The sequence below is a fragment of the Gloeomargarita sp. SRBZ-1_bins_9 genome (assembly GCA_039794565.1).
Classification (GTDB): domain Bacteria; phylum Cyanobacteriota; class Cyanobacteriia; order Gloeomargaritales; family Gloeomargaritaceae; genus Gloeomargarita.
Window position 1 is genome coordinate 290717 of sequence record JAUQVX010000001.1, and the last position, 18205, is coordinate 308921.

The 18205-nt window shown below is 61.4% G+C and carries 17 protein-coding genes; 9 read left to right on the top strand and 8 right to left on the bottom strand.

The window, feature by feature from the left end:
* Positions 1 to 5 precede the first annotated feature (5 nt).
* The 5 genes from Q6L55_01610 to Q6L55_01630 all read right to left on the bottom strand — a co-directional run bounded on the left by Q6L55_01610 (position 6) and on the right by Q6L55_01630 (position 4684).
* Positions 6 to 1244: an ABC transporter permease gene (locus Q6L55_01610; GenBank protein MEN9257415.1), complete on the bottom strand. Its 1239-nt coding sequence runs from the start codon at positions 1242 to 1244 to the stop codon at positions 6 to 8.
* A 2-nt stretch (positions 1245 to 1246) separates the two neighbouring features.
* Positions 1247 to 2308, bottom strand: coding sequence for an ABC exporter membrane fusion protein (locus Q6L55_01615; protein MEN9257416.1), 1062 nt, complete (start codon positions 2306 to 2308; stop codon positions 1247 to 1249).
* 141 nt (positions 2309 to 2449) lie between these two features.
* Positions 2450 to 2779: a ribulose bisphosphate carboxylase small subunit gene (locus Q6L55_01620; protein MEN9257417.1), complete on the bottom strand. Its 330-nt coding sequence runs from the start codon at positions 2777 to 2779 to the stop codon at positions 2450 to 2452.
* Positions 2780 to 2809: 30 nt separating this feature from the next.
* Complete coding sequence (locus Q6L55_01625) at positions 2810 to 3187, bottom strand: chaperonin family protein RbcX (GenBank protein ID MEN9257418.1); 378 nt, start codon at positions 3185 to 3187, stop codon at positions 2810 to 2812.
* Positions 3188 to 3262: 75 nt separating this feature from the next.
* Complete coding sequence (locus Q6L55_01630; protein MEN9257419.1) at positions 3263 to 4684, bottom strand: form I ribulose bisphosphate carboxylase large subunit; 1422 nt, start codon at positions 4682 to 4684, stop codon at positions 3263 to 3265.
* A 362-nt stretch (positions 4685 to 5046) separates the two neighbouring features.
* Here Q6L55_01630 and Q6L55_01635 point away from each other — a divergent pair, with 362 nt between their 5' ends.
* Complete coding sequence (locus tag Q6L55_01635) at positions 5047 to 5691, top strand: ComF family protein (protein MEN9257420.1); 645 nt, start codon at positions 5047 to 5049, stop codon at positions 5689 to 5691.
* Here the strand turns inward: Q6L55_01635 and Q6L55_01640 are convergent.
* On the bottom strand, positions 5635 to 6651 hold the full coding sequence (locus Q6L55_01640) for an extracellular solute-binding protein (protein ID MEN9257421.1): 1017 nt from the start codon (positions 6649 to 6651) through the stop codon (positions 5635 to 5637). The two genes, Q6L55_01635 and Q6L55_01640, sit on opposite strands and share 57 nt — an antisense overlap.
* 98 nt (positions 6652 to 6749) lie before the next feature.
* Here Q6L55_01640 and dctP point away from each other — a divergent pair, with 98 nt between their 5' ends.
* From dctP to Q6L55_01680, 8 genes are all read left to right on the top strand, one after another.
* The gene (gene dctP, locus Q6L55_01645; GenBank protein MEN9257422.1) at positions 6750 to 7841 is read left to right on the top strand and encodes a TRAP transporter substrate-binding protein DctP; all 1092 of its coding nucleotides are present in this window, start codon (positions 6750 to 6752) and stop codon (positions 7839 to 7841) included.
* A gap of 113 nt (positions 7842 to 7954) precedes the next feature.
* Entirely contained in the window at positions 7955 to 8308 is a 354-nt protein-coding gene (locus Q6L55_01650) for a DUF4189 domain-containing protein (protein MEN9257423.1), read from the top strand.
* Positions 8308 to 9003, top strand: coding sequence for an orotidine-5'-phosphate decarboxylase (pyrF, locus tag Q6L55_01655; GenBank protein ID MEN9257424.1), 696 nt, complete (start codon positions 8308 to 8310; stop codon positions 9001 to 9003). Before Q6L55_01650 ends, pyrF begins: the two co-directional genes overlap by 1 nt.
* Positions 9004 to 9261: 258 nt before the next feature.
* On the top strand, positions 9262 to 10386 hold the full coding sequence (locus Q6L55_01660) for a response regulator (protein MEN9257425.1): 1125 nt from the start codon (positions 9262 to 9264) through the stop codon (positions 10384 to 10386).
* A gap of 10 nt (positions 10387 to 10396) precedes the next feature.
* Positions 10397 to 10774, top strand: coding sequence for a response regulator (locus Q6L55_01665; GenBank protein MEN9257426.1), 378 nt, complete (start codon positions 10397 to 10399; stop codon positions 10772 to 10774).
* Positions 10764 to 11231, top strand: a complete 468-nt coding sequence (locus Q6L55_01670) for a chemotaxis protein CheW (GenBank protein ID MEN9257427.1) — start codon at positions 10764 to 10766, stop codon at positions 11229 to 11231. Before Q6L55_01665 ends, Q6L55_01670 begins: the two co-directional genes overlap by 11 nt.
* A gap of 3 nt (positions 11232 to 11234) precedes the next feature.
* A complete protein-coding gene (locus Q6L55_01675) occupies positions 11235 to 13844 on the top strand; it encodes a methyl-accepting chemotaxis protein (protein MEN9257428.1) in 2610 nt (869 codons plus the stop codon).
* Complete coding sequence (locus Q6L55_01680; protein ID MEN9257429.1) at positions 13841 to 16330, top strand: response regulator; 2490 nt, start codon at positions 13841 to 13843, stop codon at positions 16328 to 16330. The genes Q6L55_01675 and Q6L55_01680 overlap by 4 nt, the downstream gene beginning before the upstream one ends.
* Here Q6L55_01680 and Q6L55_01685 read toward each other — a convergent pair.
* The gene (locus tag Q6L55_01685) at positions 16299 to 17765 is read right to left on the bottom strand and encodes a cobaltochelatase subunit CobN (protein ID MEN9257430.1); all 1467 of its coding nucleotides are present in this window, start codon (positions 17763 to 17765) and stop codon (positions 16299 to 16301) included. The two genes, Q6L55_01680 and Q6L55_01685, sit on opposite strands and share 32 nt — an antisense overlap.
* Entirely contained in the window at positions 17752 to 18183 is a 432-nt protein-coding gene (locus tag Q6L55_01690) for a hypothetical protein (GenBank protein MEN9257431.1), read from the bottom strand. Before Q6L55_01690 ends, Q6L55_01685 begins: the two co-directional genes overlap by 14 nt.
* Between the last annotated feature and the right edge of the window lie 22 nt (positions 18184 to 18205).

The window sequence follows — 18205 nt, forward strand, 5'->3', positions numbered from 1 at the left end:
CCGTCCTAAAAAATATCCGCCGGGTCGGCTGCCTGGAGTCGCCGCACGGAAATCGCCCCCGCCACAAAACACATCACCACCGTCAGCACCAGTACCGTGACCGCCCGGTTGAGCGTCATGGCAATGGGCAAGCGCGTCGCCAGGCGGGTCAGTGCATACAAGCCCTCCGACACCAGATAGCCCGGGATGAAACCCAACACCGCCAAAATCATCGCCTCCTGCAACACCACCAGCAGCAAATACCGGTCCCGATAACCAATCGCCTTCAACGTCGCATACTCCGCCAGGTGGTCCGACACATCCGTATAGAGAATCTGATACACCACCACGATCCCCACCACAAACCCCATGGCCGTCCCCAGCCCAAAAATAAAGCCAATGGCCGTGCCCGTCGCCCAGTAATAGCGCTCCAGCTCCGCAAATTCCTCATGGGTCAAGATACAGACATCATTGGCAAACGCCGCCGACGGTTTAGCCCCCTGGCAGAGAAATCCCCCCGGCAACTTCAGTTGGGTATTGAGCAATTCCCGCAATCTCGCCCGCGCCTGTTCCACATCCGTACCCGGTTTTAGGCGAATCAACCCCACATCCACCTGGGCCAGCGTCCGCCCCGGAAACATACGCACGAAATTTAAATCGCTGGTGATCACATTCCCATCCGCCGAAAACGACGCCCCCAGCTCGAACAGGCCCCCCACCGTCACCCGTCGCCGGTTCACCTCCGCCTGTACCCTGCGCCCGGCCATCAATGCCTCCACGATGAACTCCGTCCCAAACTCCTCCCGCGACAGGCGGTCAAACAGCACCACATCCGGCTGGCGGATCTGGGCAAGCTGGGCCTCCACCGCCGGGAAATCCAACACCGACACCGCCGGGTCAAATCCCAAAACCAGGATCGAGCGGGTGCAACTGGTGGCCTGGGGCGTGGGCGGGCAAACCGGACTTTTCCAGGGCATCAAATCCACATACAGGGGAGCCACACTTTCGACCTCCGGCAGGCTCAAAGCCTGGTACAACCGGCGCCGGGGAAACCGCTGCATGGCAAAAAACGCCTGGGACTGGGGATTGACCAGCACCAAATCTGCCCGCAACCGCCGATGCACCAACACCGCCGCCTCGAACAACGCATCCTGAAACCCCAACTGCACAAACATCAACACATCGGCAAAGGTGATCCCCGCCAAGGCCACCAATAGCCGGATCGGTTCACGGGACAACTGCAGCCATGCCAGGGGAATCCCCATACCTACAACTCAATCCGCACGTTCACCACCATGTTCGTTAAGCGTTGTACCAGAGGCGTCGCTGCCGGGTCCAGGGCAATTTTTACCTCCACCACCCGCGCATCCACATCCGCCACCGGGTCCGTATTCAACACATCCTTTTTGGCCACCTTCCATCCCACGCTGGTCACCGTGCCTTGGACCGGTTGGGGCAGCGCCGTCGCCGTGATCACCGCCCGTTGACCCACCCGCACCAGGGGCAGGTCTGTCTCGTACACCTCCGCCACCACCATCATCCGGTCCGTGCGCCCCAAATCCAAAATCCCCGCGCTGCCGATGGTTTCCCCCACCCGGGCGTGAATTTTCAGCACCCGTCCCGCCACCGGCGCCCGGATCAAACTCAAATCCAACTCCACCTGAGCCAGGGCCAACCGCTGCTGGGCCTCCGCCAACTGCACCCTGGCCAGTTGCACATCCACCGGTCGCACCTCCTGGAGACTCGCCAGCACCCCCCGGGCCTGCTGCAACTGCTTTTGCAACGTCTCCACCCGCAGGCGAAACCGGTCCAAATCCGCCGCCGCAATCGCCCCCTCCTGAAACAATTGCTGGCTGCGCTGGAAATCCTTTTGGGCCAGTTGCCACTCCGCCTCCAGCCGGCCAATTTCCGCGCGCTGGGCCTGGATATCCCCGGCTTTTGCCCCCGCCAGGACCTGTTGCAACCGCGCCTGGGCAATCGCCACCTGGGCCTGGGCCAACTGCACCTCCACCTGCCGCTTACGCGTGGTATCTAACGTTGCCAACACCTGCCCTGCCTGCACCCTGTCCCCTTCCCGCACCCGCAACTCCGCCAGCCGCGCCCCCTCGATGGAACTCGGTGCCGATAGAGTGATAACCTCCCCCTCCGGTTGAATACGCCCCAACGCCGCCACCATCGGCCGGGGAGTTGGTGTGACAACGGCCACCTGTTGGGCGCGTTCTGGTCGCAGCCGTCCATACACCCAACGTCCCAAGACCACCAGACCGGCTATAGCCCCCATTCCCAAAACGAACCACAACCAGCGGGCTGACAGCCACTTGCGTCCCATGCACCCCGGTGTCCCTTTGCCTTATCAAATCTTAATCAATTTTGCCGGTGGCCGCAGGGAACCCTATCAGCAGTCCCCAACAAAAAACCACTAGAGCCTACTGGCGCCAGTGGTGGAAGTTCGCGGTGAGTTAAAACAGGACTAAATTTTCGCTGGTTTATGCACGATGAAACTGATCATCTGGCACTGTTTGATATTGTCAAACGCCACCACCTTGATATACGCATCCGGGTATTCGTAGCGGCAGGCCTGCACCTCGTTGAGCACATCCTGGGCCGTGGTGGCATTAAACAAAGGCAGCTTCCACAGGGTCCAGTAGTGATCCTCCGCCGAGGAAGTTTCGTTGAATTCCACCGCCGGGATATAGCCCTTGTCCAAGATGTACTGAATTTGCTTGGCGATTTGGGCATCCGTCAAAGGCGGTAGATAGGAAAGGGTTTCGTAACGCCGTTGTTTCGGTAAGGTTTTCATGGTGGTATACTCCTGAAACACATCAACAACTTAAGATTCCAGTTCTGGCCAATTGGCAGCTGCGTCGGGGGTAATTTGGGTCAGTCGTTCCAGGTGTCGCTGGCGCTGTTGGATATTGGCCTGGCGAATCCCTGTGCGCACCATCTCCGGCAAGCTGTCCAGGATGGTCTCTGCCAGGTGTTCCCGCACCGTCATCACCCGAAACGCCAGGTCCTGCCGTTCCCGCAACAGGTCTTGCAGGTAACGCTCCCCATCCTGAATCTTTTCCGTGGAGGAAAAGCGGCTCAGCCAAATGGCCAGAGGCGGGTTCGTCTGGGACAGTTGCGCCATCACGACCCGTACAGCCTGGTAGGTGAGATAGCTGCTCAGGACTTGACTGGTCTGGCGGGCAATCTGCGGGTAGTCCATAGCCATTGGGAGGGAAACCGGTTAACCCCATCCTGCCATAGATGCCGGTGCGGTCCGGTTCCCCCGTAACCTTTCCTACAGCGTGTCCACCGCCTGGAATTCGAACTTGATTTCCTTCCAGAGTTCGCAGGCGGCAGCCAACTCCGGCGACCACTTGGCCGCTTCCCGGATGATTTGGTTGCCCTCCCGGGCCAGGTCCCGACCCTCATTGCGGGCTTGCACGCAGGCCTCCAGCGCCACCCGGTTGGCCGTGGCTCCCGGCGCGTTCCCCCAGGGGTGCCCCAGCGTCCCACCACCAAACTGGAACACGGCATCGTCCCCAAAGATTTCCAGCAGCGCCGGCATGTGCCACACGTGGATCCCACCCGAGGCCACCGGCATCACCCCCGGCATGGAGGCCCAATCCTGGGTGAAGAAAATCCCCCGGGACCGGTCCTCCTCCACATAGTCTTCCCGCATCAGGTCCACAAAGCCCATGGTGATGTTCCGGTCCCCCTCCAGCTTGCCCACCACCGTCCCGGCGTGCAGGTGGTCGCCACCCGACATCCGCAGGCACTTGGCCAGCACCCGGAAGTGAATCCCATGAATCTTTTGCCGGTCAATCACCGCGTGCATCGCCCGGTGGATGTGCAACAGCAGCCCATGATCCCGGCAGAACTTGGCCAGGGTGGTGTTGGCCGTAAAGCCCGCCGTCAGGTAGTCGTGCATGATAATGGGCGTCTTCAGCTCCGCAGCAAACTGGGCCCGCTTGAGCATCTCTTCACAGGTGGGGGCGGTCACGTTCATGTAGTGCCCCTTGATTTCCCCCGTTTCCGCCTGGGCCTTGGCAATGGCCTCCTGCACAAACAGGAACCGGTCCCGCCAGCGCATAAACGGCTGGGAATTGATGTTTTCGTCGTCCTTGGTGAAGTCTAAGCCACCCCGCAGGGCTTCATAGACCGCCCGCCCGTAGTTTTTCGCCGACAACCCCAGCTTGGGCTTAATCGTGCACCCCAGCAGGGGACGACCGTACTTATTCAGCTTGTCCCGCTCCACCACAATCCCATGGGGTGGACCTTGGAACGTCTTGAGGTAAGCCACCGGCACCCGAATATCCTCCAACCGCAGGGCCTTGAGCGCCTTGAACCCAAACACGTTCCCCACGATGGAGGTGAGCATGTTGGTGACCGACCCTTCCTCGAATAGGTCCAGCGGGTAGGCCACAAAGCAGAAGTATTGGTTTTCTTCCCCCGGCACCGGCTCGATATCGTAGCACCGGCCCTTGTACCGCTCCAGGTCCGTTAGGTTATCCGTCCACACCGTGGTCCAGGTCCCGGTGGAGGACTCGGCGGCCACCGCTGCCCCAGCCTCCTCCGGCGGCACCCCCGGCTGCGGCGTCACCCGAAAACAAGCCAGCAAATCCGTGTCCTTCGGTGTGTAATCCGGCGTGTAGTAAGTCAGACGATACTCCTTCACCCCGGCCTCAAAACCGGCGCGGGTCTGCGTTCGTGGGGCCATATTCCCTAACTCCTTTCCTGCACAATAACCGCCCTCATCCCGCCCTTGAGATTGCCGTCGTCAGGGGATGAATGGGGATAAAGACGGGTTTAATTTCACGTTATCACGAGAATTGCCCACCGCAACTTTGAAAGCTTTTATGGCAGACATAATGAAAAATTATTTATTGACTTTTATAAAGAATTTTGTACCCCAGACGGCCCTTTTTGCGGTAATGTAATGGTTTGACCCAACTGTAATTGATACAAATTATCAGGGCCATCACAATTTTTAATAACTGGTTAAAATACGGCATTTTGTTTTACGGTCTTCCGCCGTTGGCCGGTGCTCCGGTTAAACTGGAGGGGGGGATGGGGGGTACCATGTGGCGGCCGTTGCTATCAACGGTCTTTCATCGGGCTTGTCCCCTGTGTAGGCGACCGGCGGCAGGAGCCTTTTGTCGGGATTGTCAGCGGCAGGTGACTGCTTTGCAGTTGCCTCAGCCCTGGCGCTTTTGGCAGGAGCCGTTGCCCATGGCGGCCTGGGGGTGCTACCGGGATGCCCTCAAGCGGGTGCTCGGGGCGCTCAAGTACCAGGGAAAGGCGGAACTGGCGCGACCGTTGGGGCACTATCTGGGGGACCTGTGGCTCACAGGGGAACATGGATTAGCGCTGAAGCCAGCGGTGGTGCCCATTCCCCTGCATGCGGCCAAGTTGCAAAAACGGGGCTACAACCAGGCGGAACTGTTGGCTCGACATTTTTGTCAGTACGTGGATTTGCCCCTGTACTCGGATCTACTGGTGCGTCAAACGGAGACCCAGGCCCAGCATCAGCTATCCCCTGTGGAACGGGAAGCCAACCTGGCGGCGGCCTTTGCCTGTAATGGCCGTTCCCATTACCCCCGGCGCCCTGTTCTTTTGCTGGATGACATTTACACCACAGGGGCGACGGCCCGGGCAGCCCAGCGGGTGCTACAGCAGGCGGGTTGGTCTGTTGTGGGCATCTTGGTGGTAGCCACGGGTCGCTAGGGGCAGTTGCCGCCACCATTGCCGCAGGGACTGGTAGGCCCGTTGGGCAGCGCTATCCAGGGGCGACCAAAACTCGTGGGGACCCAGAGGCTGCCCCAGGGGAGAAAAGGCCATGCCCTGGGTGTGTAGAGCTTGCACTTGTTCCGGTTCCCAGGCGAAATTCAGCCAGTCACGCGCAGCTAGAGAGAGGGGGCGCTGGGCGGGCACCACCCAACCGTCGGCCCAGATGGCGCTGCCGCTGGTGGGCACCACGACGGCGATGTGGGGATAGCGGCGGCTCACGGGCAGCAAATCGCTCGACCAGCCAATGGCCACCCACACATCCCCCACCACCAGGGGCTGGATGTAGTAGCGGTCGCTGTAGAAACGTATTTGCTGATGCAGGGCAGCCAGACGTTCCTTTAGTTCAGGGAGCGGCCAAGGCGGCGCCGGGTTGATAGACAGGCCCAGGCTTTTGCAGGCAATGCCAAGCAGTTCCCGAAACTGGGCGATGCTACTGACGCGCTGGCGCAATTCTGGTCGCCACAGGTCCGGCCAGTCCTGGGGTTGCCAAGGGAGCACATCCCGCCGGTAGGCTAGCACCGTCATGCCCCAGCGGTAGGGTAGCCAATCCGGTTGGCCCCGATGTTGGGCTATCCCCTGCCAGGGGGGCGGCAACTCCGACCAGCGCGCCGGCATGGGCAGAGGAGACAAACGCCCCTGCGTCCGTGCCTGGTCCAACCAGGCCAGCCCCAAACCCACCACATCCGGCGGTCGGGGAACGGTCAATTGCCGGTACAGGTCCGGGAGTTGGTCGTGGCTGCGCACCTGCAAAGGGTGACGACGGCGAAACCGACGCAACCACACCGGGGGCAAGCTGTTTTTCAACAGATGCACCTGCAACCCACTGGCCCGTTCGATGACTGTGCAACCGGTCAACCAGGCCATACCCCCCGCCAATAGCCACCGTCGCGTCCGCACCCTTGTTTCCAGCCCCAGGAGTGACTTCCTAACCATTATTGACAAATGGGAGTGACGACCGGATGATGGGTGGTGCAAACCCGGTCTGGTGAACAATTATGCGTAGGCGGGTTGGTTTAGCAGTGTTAGGGGCACTGGCGGTCACGGCCTGTCAGCGGCAGACAGCGCCCACCGTGATCACCCAACCCCGTATTCGCTGGCGGGTAGCGACCAGTTGGCCCACGTCCCTAGATACCTTGTTTGGCGGGGTGCGCTACCTGGCCGATCAGGTGAAACAACTTACCGACGGGCGTTTTACCCTGACCCCCTTTGCCGCCGGGGAGATCGTGCCGGGGTTGCAGGTGTTGGATGCGGTGCGGGCAGGAACCGTGGAAGCCGGTCATACTGCCAGTTACTACTACCTGGGTCAAAATTCGGCGCTGGTGTTCGGCACCGGGTTGCCCTTCGGGTTGACCGCCCAGCAACAAAACGCCTGGTGGTACGCCGGGGGGGGATTAGCCGCCATGCAGGAGTTATATCGGGATTTCGGCGTCATTACCTTTCCGGCAGGCAACACCGGTGCCCAGATGGGGGGGTGGTTTCGGCGCGAGGTCAACTCCCTCCAGGACTTGCAGGGCTTGAAGATGCGCCTGCCCGGCTTGGGAGGCAAAGTTATGGCCCAGATGGGGGTCAATGTGCAGGTCCTGCCCGGGAGTGAACTGTTTTTGGCCCTGGAGCGGGGGGCGCTGGATGCAGCAGAATGGGTGGGTCCTTACGATGACCGGCGTTTAGGCTTGCCCCGGGCAGCCCGTTACTATTACTACCCCGGCTGGTGGGAACCCGGTCCCTCCCTGGAACTGCTGGTGAACCTACGGGCTTGGCAACAACTGCCTTCCGCCTATCAGCAGGCTTTGGTTGCAGCGGCCCAAGCCACCAATGCCTACATCCTGGCCCAGTACGAAGCCCGTAACCAGCAGGCTTTGCAGCAACTGGTGACCGAGGGGGTGCAATTGCGCCGCTATAGCGACGACATCCTCCGGCGGGCCTGGCAAATCACCCAGGATTTACTGGCCGACCAAAGCCGCCGCGAACCCACCTTTCGCCAACTCTACGCGTCCTGGCAAATGTTCCGTCGCGAGGGCCTCCGCTGGGCCAATTTGGATTCCCTGCCTGTGATCATGGCTTTTGCCCAGCTCGACCGACCGACTTGAGCATCCACCTGCCATAATGGAGCGGAGCGGGGTTACCCCCTGATGCCTAGCCAGAAACCTGACCGCTAGGGGGAGCGTCTCTACAGGTGATGAGGTCGTCAAGGAAAGCTGGTATGAAGCCAAAGGTGTGGTGGGGTGCCGTGATACCGCTACTGTTGCTGGCGGGACCGGCTTACGCTAGGGAACCGGTTGGGGCCATTGCCATTGGCAGCCGGGGGCGCTTTGGCTATAGCTATGACTGGAGCAATGCTGTCCAGGCCAACCAGCGGGCCTTGCAGGAGTGCGGCAGTCCCGATTGCAGGGTAGTGTTGACCTTCAACGGCGGTTGTGGGGCCATCGCGGAAGGACAAGGACGGTTGGGTACAGGCACCGGCAAGACCCGGCAACTGGCGGAACAGGCAGCCCTTAAGATGTGCAACGACCCCACCTGTCAGGTAACCGTTTGGGCCTGTAATTCGCCCCGCTGATGACCCCTTCCCTGGCCCGGCGGATTATTGTGGCCCTGGATGTGGCCGACGGGGAGAGTGCCCTGGCCTGGGTGGACCGCCTGCCCCAGGTGCAGTGGTGGAAGGTGGGTTTGGAGTTATTTACCGCCGCCGGTCCGGGGATCCTCCGGGAACTGAAAGCCCGGCAAAAGTCCATCTTTCTCGACCTGAAGTACCACGACATTCCCCGCACCATCGCCCGGGCTTGTCGAGTGGCCGCCCACTACGGTGTGGATCTGCTGACTTTGCATGCCACTGCCGGTTCCGCCGCCTTGACCGCCGCCCAAGGTGCCATTGCCGGCTCTGGTCTCCGACTGATTGCCGTGACGTTGCTCACCAGCATCGACCAGGAGCAATTGCGCCGGGAATGGGCTACCCCCTGGACAACCACTGAGTACGTGTTGCACTGGGCGCGGCTGGCGCACCAGTCCGGGTTGGCGGGTGTGGTCTGCTCCCCCCAGGAGGTTGCCCAGGTGAAACAAACCTTGGGGCCGGATTTTTTATGTGTTTGTCCGGGAATTCGTTGGCTGGAGGAAGATGAGGATGACCAACGCCGCACCTGGACGCCCCAGGCTGCCCTGGCCGCTGGTGCTGACTTCCTGGTGATTGGCCGTCCCCTGCTCCAAGCGGCCCGCCCCGAACAGGTGTGGCAAAGGTTGATGCAGATGGAAACCTGACCCCTAATTTGGCTCTGGAATTAACTTTTTGCTTACCCCGACTTAATATGACCTTAATTTGGAAGGTTTAAGATAAAAATTTATGGTCAGCAAGCTACTGCTGGGGGTGTTGTGGATGGAGCTTATCGAGGGCAAATTTTTATCGCGGGATAGGCCGGAGGAACGGTGGTTTGAGGGGTTTAATTTCTCTTAAGTTTTTAGGGTTTACCCTCTGGGAATCTCTGGCTAGAATGAAGGTGGCCAGCTATTTTTAAACCTATGGAATCAGGGGTTGAGGTTCCCCATTGGCAGCGTCCGTTGGCGGGCCATGTCACGCTGTACGACCCGGCTGATCCCTCGGTGTCTTGGCATGCCTATTTGGGGCCAACAGGGACGCGTCTGCACTATGTCTGTAGTGGGGTGGGACGGGCGGAGCGGTTTCATTGTTTGATGCAGTTGTTGTTCCCGAAGCTGCGGGACTGGGTCTTGCCGCCGGATCAGGATGAATACAGCTTTCTTTACCAGCAGGCCCAGCGGGGCGGTATGACCCTGGCCGAGGTACGGCAGATTTTGTTGCGGTTGATGCAGGAGGCCTTGACCCATTTTCTGGTGTTGTGGCAGCACAAGTCGCAGCAGGTAAAACGGGAAGACCACCCCCGCCTTCCCCTTAATCCCATCCTGCTGGCGGTCAATTGGACGGATGTGGCCCAATCGGTGGAGAAGGAGGTGAAAATTTGGGCGAATGTGCGCTACCGGGTGCCGTCGCCTTTGGCGCGGTTCCATTTGCCGCCAGGAAAGGTGAATCAGTTATATGAGTTCTGGTCGGTCTGCCCCCGGGAGAGTTATTTGGCGAAGTTACCGTCGCTCCAAGTCCAGCGTTGTGTGGAGTTGTTCAGCCGGAATGCCTGTGGCTATGAGTTGGCGCAGGAGTTGCAGGTGAGTCCAGCCCAGGCGGTGCAGTGTGTGTTGCCCCTGTTGCAGGCGGGTATTGTGCTGGTGCGTCCGTTTCAAGTGCTGGAGCCACCGAAGAAATTGGGGCCAAAGGTGGCCTGTGTAGACGACAGCCCGGCGATTTTGTCCAGCGTGACTCAGATTTTGCAGCGCAGCGGCTATGAGGTGATTCCGATTGTCGATCCCCGGCAGGTGCTGCCGACTTTGGCGCAGGAGAAACCGGCGCTGGTGTTGCTGGATGTGCTGATGCCGGAGTTGAACGGTTATGAACTGTGTAAGTTGATCCGCCAGCACCCGGAATTGCGCCATATCCCTATCATCTTTCTGACGGGGAAAGATGGCCTGGTGGACAAGATGCGCGCCCGGCTGCTGGGGGTGCGGGAGTACTTGACGAAACCGGTGGATGCGGAACAGCTCCGCCAATGTGTACAGCAGGTCTTAGCCCAAGTGTGATGCGCCGGCGATGGAACCTTTGCCCCGGTTGGTGTTGGTGGTGGAAGATGGGATAGCCGAACAACGGTTGATGGTGGCCCTGTTGCAGCGGGCGGGGTACAAGGCGGTGGGGCAACCCTCAGCGGAGGCGGCCTGGGCCTGGTTGGAAACCCACGGGGCACCGGCGTTGGTGGTGGTGGATATTGGGTTGCCTGGGGAAAGTGGGCTGGAATTGTGCCGGCGCATTCGGGCGCACCCCGATTGGCGGACGTTACCGGTGGTGATTTGTAGCTGCCGGGACCGTGAGGCCGATAAGTTTTGGTCCAAGCGGCAAGGGGCCACCGATTATTTGACCAAACCCTACACACCGCAGCAGTTGGTGAACCTGGTGCAACGCTATGTCCCCTAAAACGCCTACGGAAACCTATGTGGTGGTGCGCCTGGGGGAAACGGTGCGCCTGGGATTACCGCAACGGGTGGTGCGGGAGGCCCTGGATATGGCGGGGATAGTGGTGTCCCCCATGCCGGGAGCGCCGCCGATTTTTCGGGGTATTACCAACCTGCGGGGGGCGTTTCTGTGGGTTCTGGATGCGGCGGCCTGGCTACGGCAGTTAGAACCGGCTTTGGCTTTGCCCCAGACGCCGGGCCGGGAAGGATTGGTGGTGACCGTGGGGGAGCGGACGTTCATCATGACCATTCAGGGCCGAGAGGGGTTTTTATCGGTTACACCGGCGGACCGACAGCCCTTGCCCCGTTTGCGCCACCACCACCTGTTCCCGGCCATGACCCGTTGGGAAGATAAGCCGGTTGTGTTGCTGGACCCCACGGCCTGGTTGCAGGCGTTGTATCAATCCGCGGAGAGGTGAACCATGACATCTTCCCCCACGCCGTCGCCTGAATGGATGACCCAACCCCCCGACGAGGTGCCTGTGACCTGGGAACAGCCGGAAACGTCGGTGGACTCTGACCCTTTACTGACGTTGTATTTGCAGGGGCAGGACGCCTGGGAACGGGGGGACGGCCAGGAGGCGCGGCGGTTGTGGCAACAGGTGGTGGAACGGGACCCCCAGGGCACCTACGGACAGGCTGCTCAAGCCGCGTTGCAGGAATTGCCGCCGCCTTTGGTGGTGGAACCCTGGCCGGTGCCGACTGCCCAGGCTGGCTGGCGGGTCTGGTGGCAGCGGTGGCCGTTTCGGCGGAAGTTGGCGACGATTCTCCTGGTCTGGACGACGGTGCCGGTGGTGCTTTTGACCCAACTGCAGGTACACTCGGTGCGCCAGACGGGGCGGGAGAAGTTTGCAACCAGCCTGCAGCAAGGGGTGACTACCCTGCAGGAAGAGTACGTGGAGTGGTTGTTGAGTGAATGTCAAGCCCAAGCGGAGACGGTGGCGCGGTTGTTGCGGCGGAACCCGCGGTTGATGACGGAACCGAGTCCGTTGGTGCAAATCCTCCTGACGGAGGGGCTGGCGACCAATGAGCAGGCTTTCCCGGAAATGACCAAGAACCTGCGGTTGGTTTTGGATGCCCAGGGGCGGGTGCGCCAACAGCAGGTGGTGGTGCTGACCGAGGCCCAGCGGGACTTGCCCCTATGGCCACCGGACCAGGAGTTGCCCGCCTACGGCCGCCGCTCGGTGACGTTGCCCCCTGAAACCAACTTGGCGGACCTGCCCTGGGTCCAACGGGCGCTCCAGGGACAGCCGGTGGCCAGTTTTGTCCTGGTGTCGGATGCCCAGGCGAGACGGCTCGGGCTGGAGGCCCAGATGCGGGGACTGGGGTTGTTGGCGGTGGCGGTGCAGCCGGTGATGCAGCAGCAGCGGGTCTTGGGGGCGGTGGTGGTGGGTAGCTTGCTCAACCGCAACCACTGGCTAGTGGACCATAGCCACCGGTTACACGATTTGCCCCTGGTGGCGGTTTACGGGGGTAGGGTGCAGGTGACCACCAATTTTCCGGACCCCAAGAACCCGACCCGGCGAGCGTTGGGGAAATTGGCACCGGGGGAGGTGGTGCAGGCGCTGGTGGAGGAGGGCCGGGACCGGTTCTTGACGGTGCAGAAGTTGGTCAATCCCGAGGGGCGGGAGCAGGCCTATTGGGTTTTGTTTACCCCCTTACAGGGTCTGGGTCTGGAGGGCCAACCCGGGGTGGTGGGTTTGCTGGCGGTCGGCCGGCCTTTGCAGGAACTGGAGCAACTGCTGGGGGACCGGACCCTGGCGACCTATGGGGTGGGGTTGATCATCCTGATGTTGGCCTGGGGGTTGGGCTGGTGGGCGGCAACGGTACTGGCAGAACCGGTGCAACGGTTGGGTGCCTATGCCAAGGCCCTGGGGGAAGGGCAATACCACCGGCGGTTGAGCTTGCCCAGCCAGGATGAATTTGCCCTGCTGGCCCGGGAAATGAGCCTGATGGCTGCGGCCATTGAGACCCAAGTGGCGACCCTGCAACGGCAACAGCGGGAGACGGAGGCGGCCCGGGCCCAATTCGAAGCCGATGTCATCCAACTGCTCACGGATATTGAGGGGGCGCAACAGGGGGATTTGACGGTACGGGCGCGGTCGGTTCACGGCCCCGTTGCTGCCATTGCCGATGCCTTTAACGTGACCCTGGCCAGCCTACGGACCCTGGTGGGAAATGTGCGGGCGACGACCGACCGGGTGACCACATTAGCCAGTCATGCGGAAACTGCCGTGGTGGACTTGGCCCAGGCCGCCCAATCCCAGGAATTGGAACTCACCCAGGCCCTGGCCCTGGTGGCAGACAACACCCAAGCGATTGAACGGATCGCCCAGAGTGCTGCCGAGGCGGCCACGACGGCCCAATCGTCCCTGGAGGCGGCCCGGCAGGGTCAACAGGCGATGGAGGCCACAGCCAACCTGTACAACAAGATCCGGGAGGCAGTGGGGAAAACCTCCAAGAAGGTGAAGCACCTGGTGGGGTCGAGCCAGCAAATCAGCCAGGTGTTGGCCATCATCCAGGAAATCAGCGTACAGACCAACCTGTTGTCGTTCAATGCTTCCCTGGAGGCGGACCGGGCTGGGGATCACGGCCAGGGATTCCGGCTGGTTGCCGACGAAATCGGCCAACTGGCCAACCTGGTGCGCAAGGAAACCGCCCGCATCGAGGCCCTGGTGCGCAACATCCAGCAGGATACGGCGGAGGTGTCCCACGCCATGGAAAGCAGTACCACCGCCGTGGCCGAGGGGTCGCTGTTGGTGCAAAAGACCCAGCAGGTGTTGCAGCGCCTGGGGGACCTGTCCGGTAAGATGACGGCCTATCAAGACGTGATTGCCCAGCAGACCCGGACCCATTTCCAGGTATCGGCCCAGGTGCACACCGCCATGGAAAATGTTGCTGCCCTGGCGGCCACCACGTCGAGCGCAGCCCAAGAGGTGGCAGTGGCCCTGCGGGAATTGGGGGAAGAGGTGCGTCAGTTGCACCAGTTTGTCCAACAATTTCGCCTACAGAGCGGGGGGGACAACCCATGAACGCCGCACCCCTGGACAACGACTTGCTGACCCAGTTGATGGCCGAAGCCCGGCAGGGGTTTCTGGAGGAGGAAGCGCCCCTGTACCTGGAAACCCTGCGCCAGGGCATTGCTGCTCCCCAGTGGGACTACGACCGGTTGATGCGGGCGGCCCATACCCTCAAAGGTGGCGCCGGTACGTTTCAACTGTGGGCCTTGCAAACCCTGGCCCATCACCTGGAGGACCTGCTCGAACTCATGGGTCAGGGCAATCTCCCGGAAGGGGAACCCTTAGTGCGCCGGGGTATCGAGGAGCTGGCCTGGTTGCTGGATAATGTTCACGACCCGAATGTCACCGCCGACCCCGAACTCCTAGGGGCCATTGCCGACCTGGTGGCCCGGGCCCAACCGGCAACCTCCAGCCTCGAAGAAGGGGTGCATCAGGCCTTGACGGGGGCGCTGGAAGATTGCCTCCAGGTGGCCGAAGCCCGTTTGCAGCAGGGGGATGGGTCAGTCATTCAGGAACTGTGGGGAAACTGCACTTTTTTGGCCCAGGAATTGCAACTGCCCTGGTTGGCTGCGGCTGTGGCGCCCCTGGAAAAGGAGTTGGACCCCGCCTTGGCGCAACGCATCATTGCCCAAATCCGCCGGGAACGGGACCATTATTTGGGTTTAGGCACCGCGCCGCTGCCGGGGTCGCTATCCGAAGCTGAACCGACTGCCGCTGTGACCCATGTCCGTTTGCCCTCGCAGACGGTGGAGTTGCTGGCCGATATCGGGGGGGACCTGCTGCTGTACCTGGAAAAACTCAGCGGTCAACAGGAGCAGTTGGAGGCGACGATTCGGCATCTGAAGGAGCTGGTCGCCGGATTCGAACCGGTGCGGGAACGGATGGATGAGGTGTATGAGCAATTGGCCCTGCAGTACCGCGCCGGCGAGGGCAGTGAATTTGACCCGCTGGAGATGGACCGTTTCAGCGCCCTGCACGAAACCCTGCAAGCCTGCCAGGAATTTGTCGCCCAGGTGAGTGAGAGCGCCGAAGATTTGGACCTGGTGACCCGCAGCACGGCCCGGGAGCTGGTGAGCCTGCGGCGGAATTTGAACCAGATTTACAGCGCCTCCACCCAGGCCCGGCTCAACCCCTTCCACACCCTGGCGGGTCCCTTTGCCCAAAAAATCCAACGCCTGGCGCAGCGCTACGGCAAGCAGGTGGAATGCCGGGTGGAGGGGGCGGAGGTGTTACTAGACCGCTTGCTGCTAGAGCAACTCAAAGGCCCCCTAACGCACCTGGTGAACAACGCCTTTGACCACGGTATCGAACCCCCAGAAGAACGGCTACAGCAGGGTAAACCAGCGATGGCCTGCATCATCCTCAAAGCGCACATCCAGGGGAACCAGACCCTGATCAGCATTGGGGATGATGGCCGGGGGGTGGACCTGGTGCGGGTGTACCAAAAAGCCCGGGAGCGGGGCTTGACCCAAGTTCCGTTCGACCAGCTCAGCCGGGAAGACATCTTGAATTTCCTGTTCCTCCCTGGGTTTTCCACCAGCGCTCAGGTATCGGAACTGTCGGGCCGGGGCGTGGGGTTGGACGCGGTGCGCACGGCTATCCGCCAACTGGGGGGTATGGTGGAACTGGTGTCCGAAGCCGGTCGGGGTACCCAAGTGACCCTGCGCTTGCCCCTGGCGGTCAGCCTTTTGCCCCTGTTGATCGTGCGCGCCCAGGGTCGGCTGTTGGGCTTCCTGGCCGACAGTGTTTTGGACATCCTGCGGGAAGTACCCCAAGGTCAGGATTTTCGCCAACCCTTCACCCTGCCCTGGCGCCAGCAGGACCTGCCGGTTTACCTACCGGAGCATCTGTTGGATTATTCCCAGCCTCTAGACCCCCCTTTAGCCCAGGCTATCCTGGTGCTGGCGGGTCCCCAGGGGCAACCCTTGGGTTTAGTGGTGGATGAACTGAGCGAGGTGCGGCAACGGATGGTGAAACGCATGGAAGAGGTGTTTCCCTTGCCCCCCTATCTGGTGGGTGCGGCGGTGTTGCCCTCGGGCGAATCCATCCCGGTCTTGTTACCCAGTCAACTGCGGCGGGTGGGGGTTCCATCCCTGGGGCGGCGGGAATTACCCTCCCCCAAACCGGCCATTTTGGTGGCGGAGGATTCGGTCTACACCCGGCGGGTGATTGGTCATGTGCTGGCCCAGGCCGGTTACGACATCCTGACCTGTCGGGACGGGCAAGAAGCTTGGGAAACCCTCCTGCACCACACCGACAGGGTGCGATTGGTGTTGACGGACCTGGAGATGCCCCGCCTTAACGGCTGGGAGTTGGTGCAACGCATCCGCCAGCATCCCCAAACTCGGGATTTACCGGTGGTCATGTTGACCTCCCGCACGGGGGACCGGCACCGGCAAAAGGCCGCGCAGTTGGGGGTCAGCGGTTACCTGGGCAAACCCTGCAACCCCCAAGAACTACTGGCGACTATCCGCCGGTGGGTGCCCGCGCCTCGATGAGGGCTTCTGCCTCATGGATCACCCGCCGGAGCTGTTCCAACAGGTCTGGGTCGGCCTGCTGCCACAACCCCCGCTGATGGGCTTCCCACAACCGTTCCGCCAGGCTGCGTAAGGCCCAGGGGTTGGTCTGCGCCAGAAATGCCCGCACCTTGGGGTCCAGGAGATAAGCCTGGGCAATACCCCCATACATGGCATCGGCAACCAGGCCCGTGGTGGCGTCATAGGCAAACAGATAGTCCACTGTGGCTGCCAATTCAAAGGCCCCCTTGTAGCCATGCTCCATCATGGCCCGAATCCACTTGGGGTTGACCACCCGGGTGCGATACACCCGCCACAGTTCCTCCGCCAGGGTGCGAATGCGCAGGGCAAAGGGACGGGCGTGGTCCCCGTGATAGACCACCGGCGTCTGGCCTGTCAGGGTGCGAATGGCCACCGTCAGGCCCCCCTGGAATTGGTAGTAGTCGTCCGAGTCGAGGATGTCATGTTCCCGGTTGTCCTGGTTATGCAGCACCACCTGGGTAGCCTGTAACCGCTGGCGCAGGGCCGCTGCTGCCGGAACTCCCCAACCCTCATCCGTGTAGGCATAGGCGCTCCAGTGGAGAAAGGCCGCGGCCAAGTCCGCAGGGGTTTCCCAGTTACCGGCAGCGAGCAACCCCTGGAGACCGGCGCCGTAACTGCCCGGTTGGGGGCCGAAAACTCGGATTAGGGCCTGATCGGGGGGCAGGTGCTGTTGGTCCTGGGCCACCTGGGCGGCTAAAGGGTTGGCCTCCGGCGATTCCGGGAGCGCCGCCACCGCCCGCACCGCTTGGCTAAACAGGTCCAACAGGTGGGGAAAGCTATCCCGAAAAAAACCCGACACCCGCAAGGTCACATCCACTCGGGGTCGGCCCAGGTAACTCACGGGTAATACTTCAAAATCCACCACCCGCCGGCTCGGTCCCGCCCAGACCGGTCGCACCCCTAGCAGGGCCAGGGCCTCGGCAAAGTCTTCCCCCCCATTGCGAATGGTCGCCGTACCCCAGATGGACAGGGCTAGGGTGCGGGGGTATTCCCCGTGGTCCTGAGTGTAGCGCTCAACCACCGCCTGGGCCGCCTGTTGTCCCACCTGCCACGCCGTTTCCGTCGGGATGGCCCGCAGGTCCACCCCGTAGAAATTGCGACCGGTGGGCAAGACCTCGGGCCGACCGCGACTGGGCGCTCCCGCCGGGCCACTGGGTACATATTCGCCCCCTAGCCCCCGCAACAGGTGGGTAATTTCCTGGGGCGTTTGCCGCAGTCGGGGCAGGAGGGTCGTAGCTATCCAGTCCAATACCCGCGCCGCTTGGGGACCTGGGGGTGGGTCATAGGGCAGCCCCCGCAGCAGTTGTTCCACCCAGACCGCCGCCTGGTTTTCCAGGGCTGCTATTTGTGCTCGCTGTGGCTCAGGTTTGTTCACTCTCCGGTGGGGGCAAGTCCGGGTCTTTTTCCAGCGTTTGGTTCAAGCGGCGGACATATTCCTCAAAGGCCTGTTTGACCAACCATTCTGGCGCGCTGGCGTCCCGCAGTTGTTGCCAAAAAGGGCGGTTCATCAACTGGATGAGATAGTCGCAGCGCCCCTGTAACCCATCCTGTTGGGAGTCAATATGTTTGAGTCCCTGTTCCAACCGGTCCCAGCGCCCCTCCAAATTGTCCCAAATTTCCCGAATCAGCTTAGAGAGTTCCCGGATGCATTGGTGGGCATCTTCCACCTGTTGAATAAGGGTTTCCACCTGGCGAGCTAGCATCTGGTTTTCGTGGGCCAGACGTTCAACCATGTCCAAAATTCGGCCCAAATTTTCCGGTGTCACCGCTAACGGTCGGGGTGCAGAACTCATAGATCAGCCAGGAAAACCCACT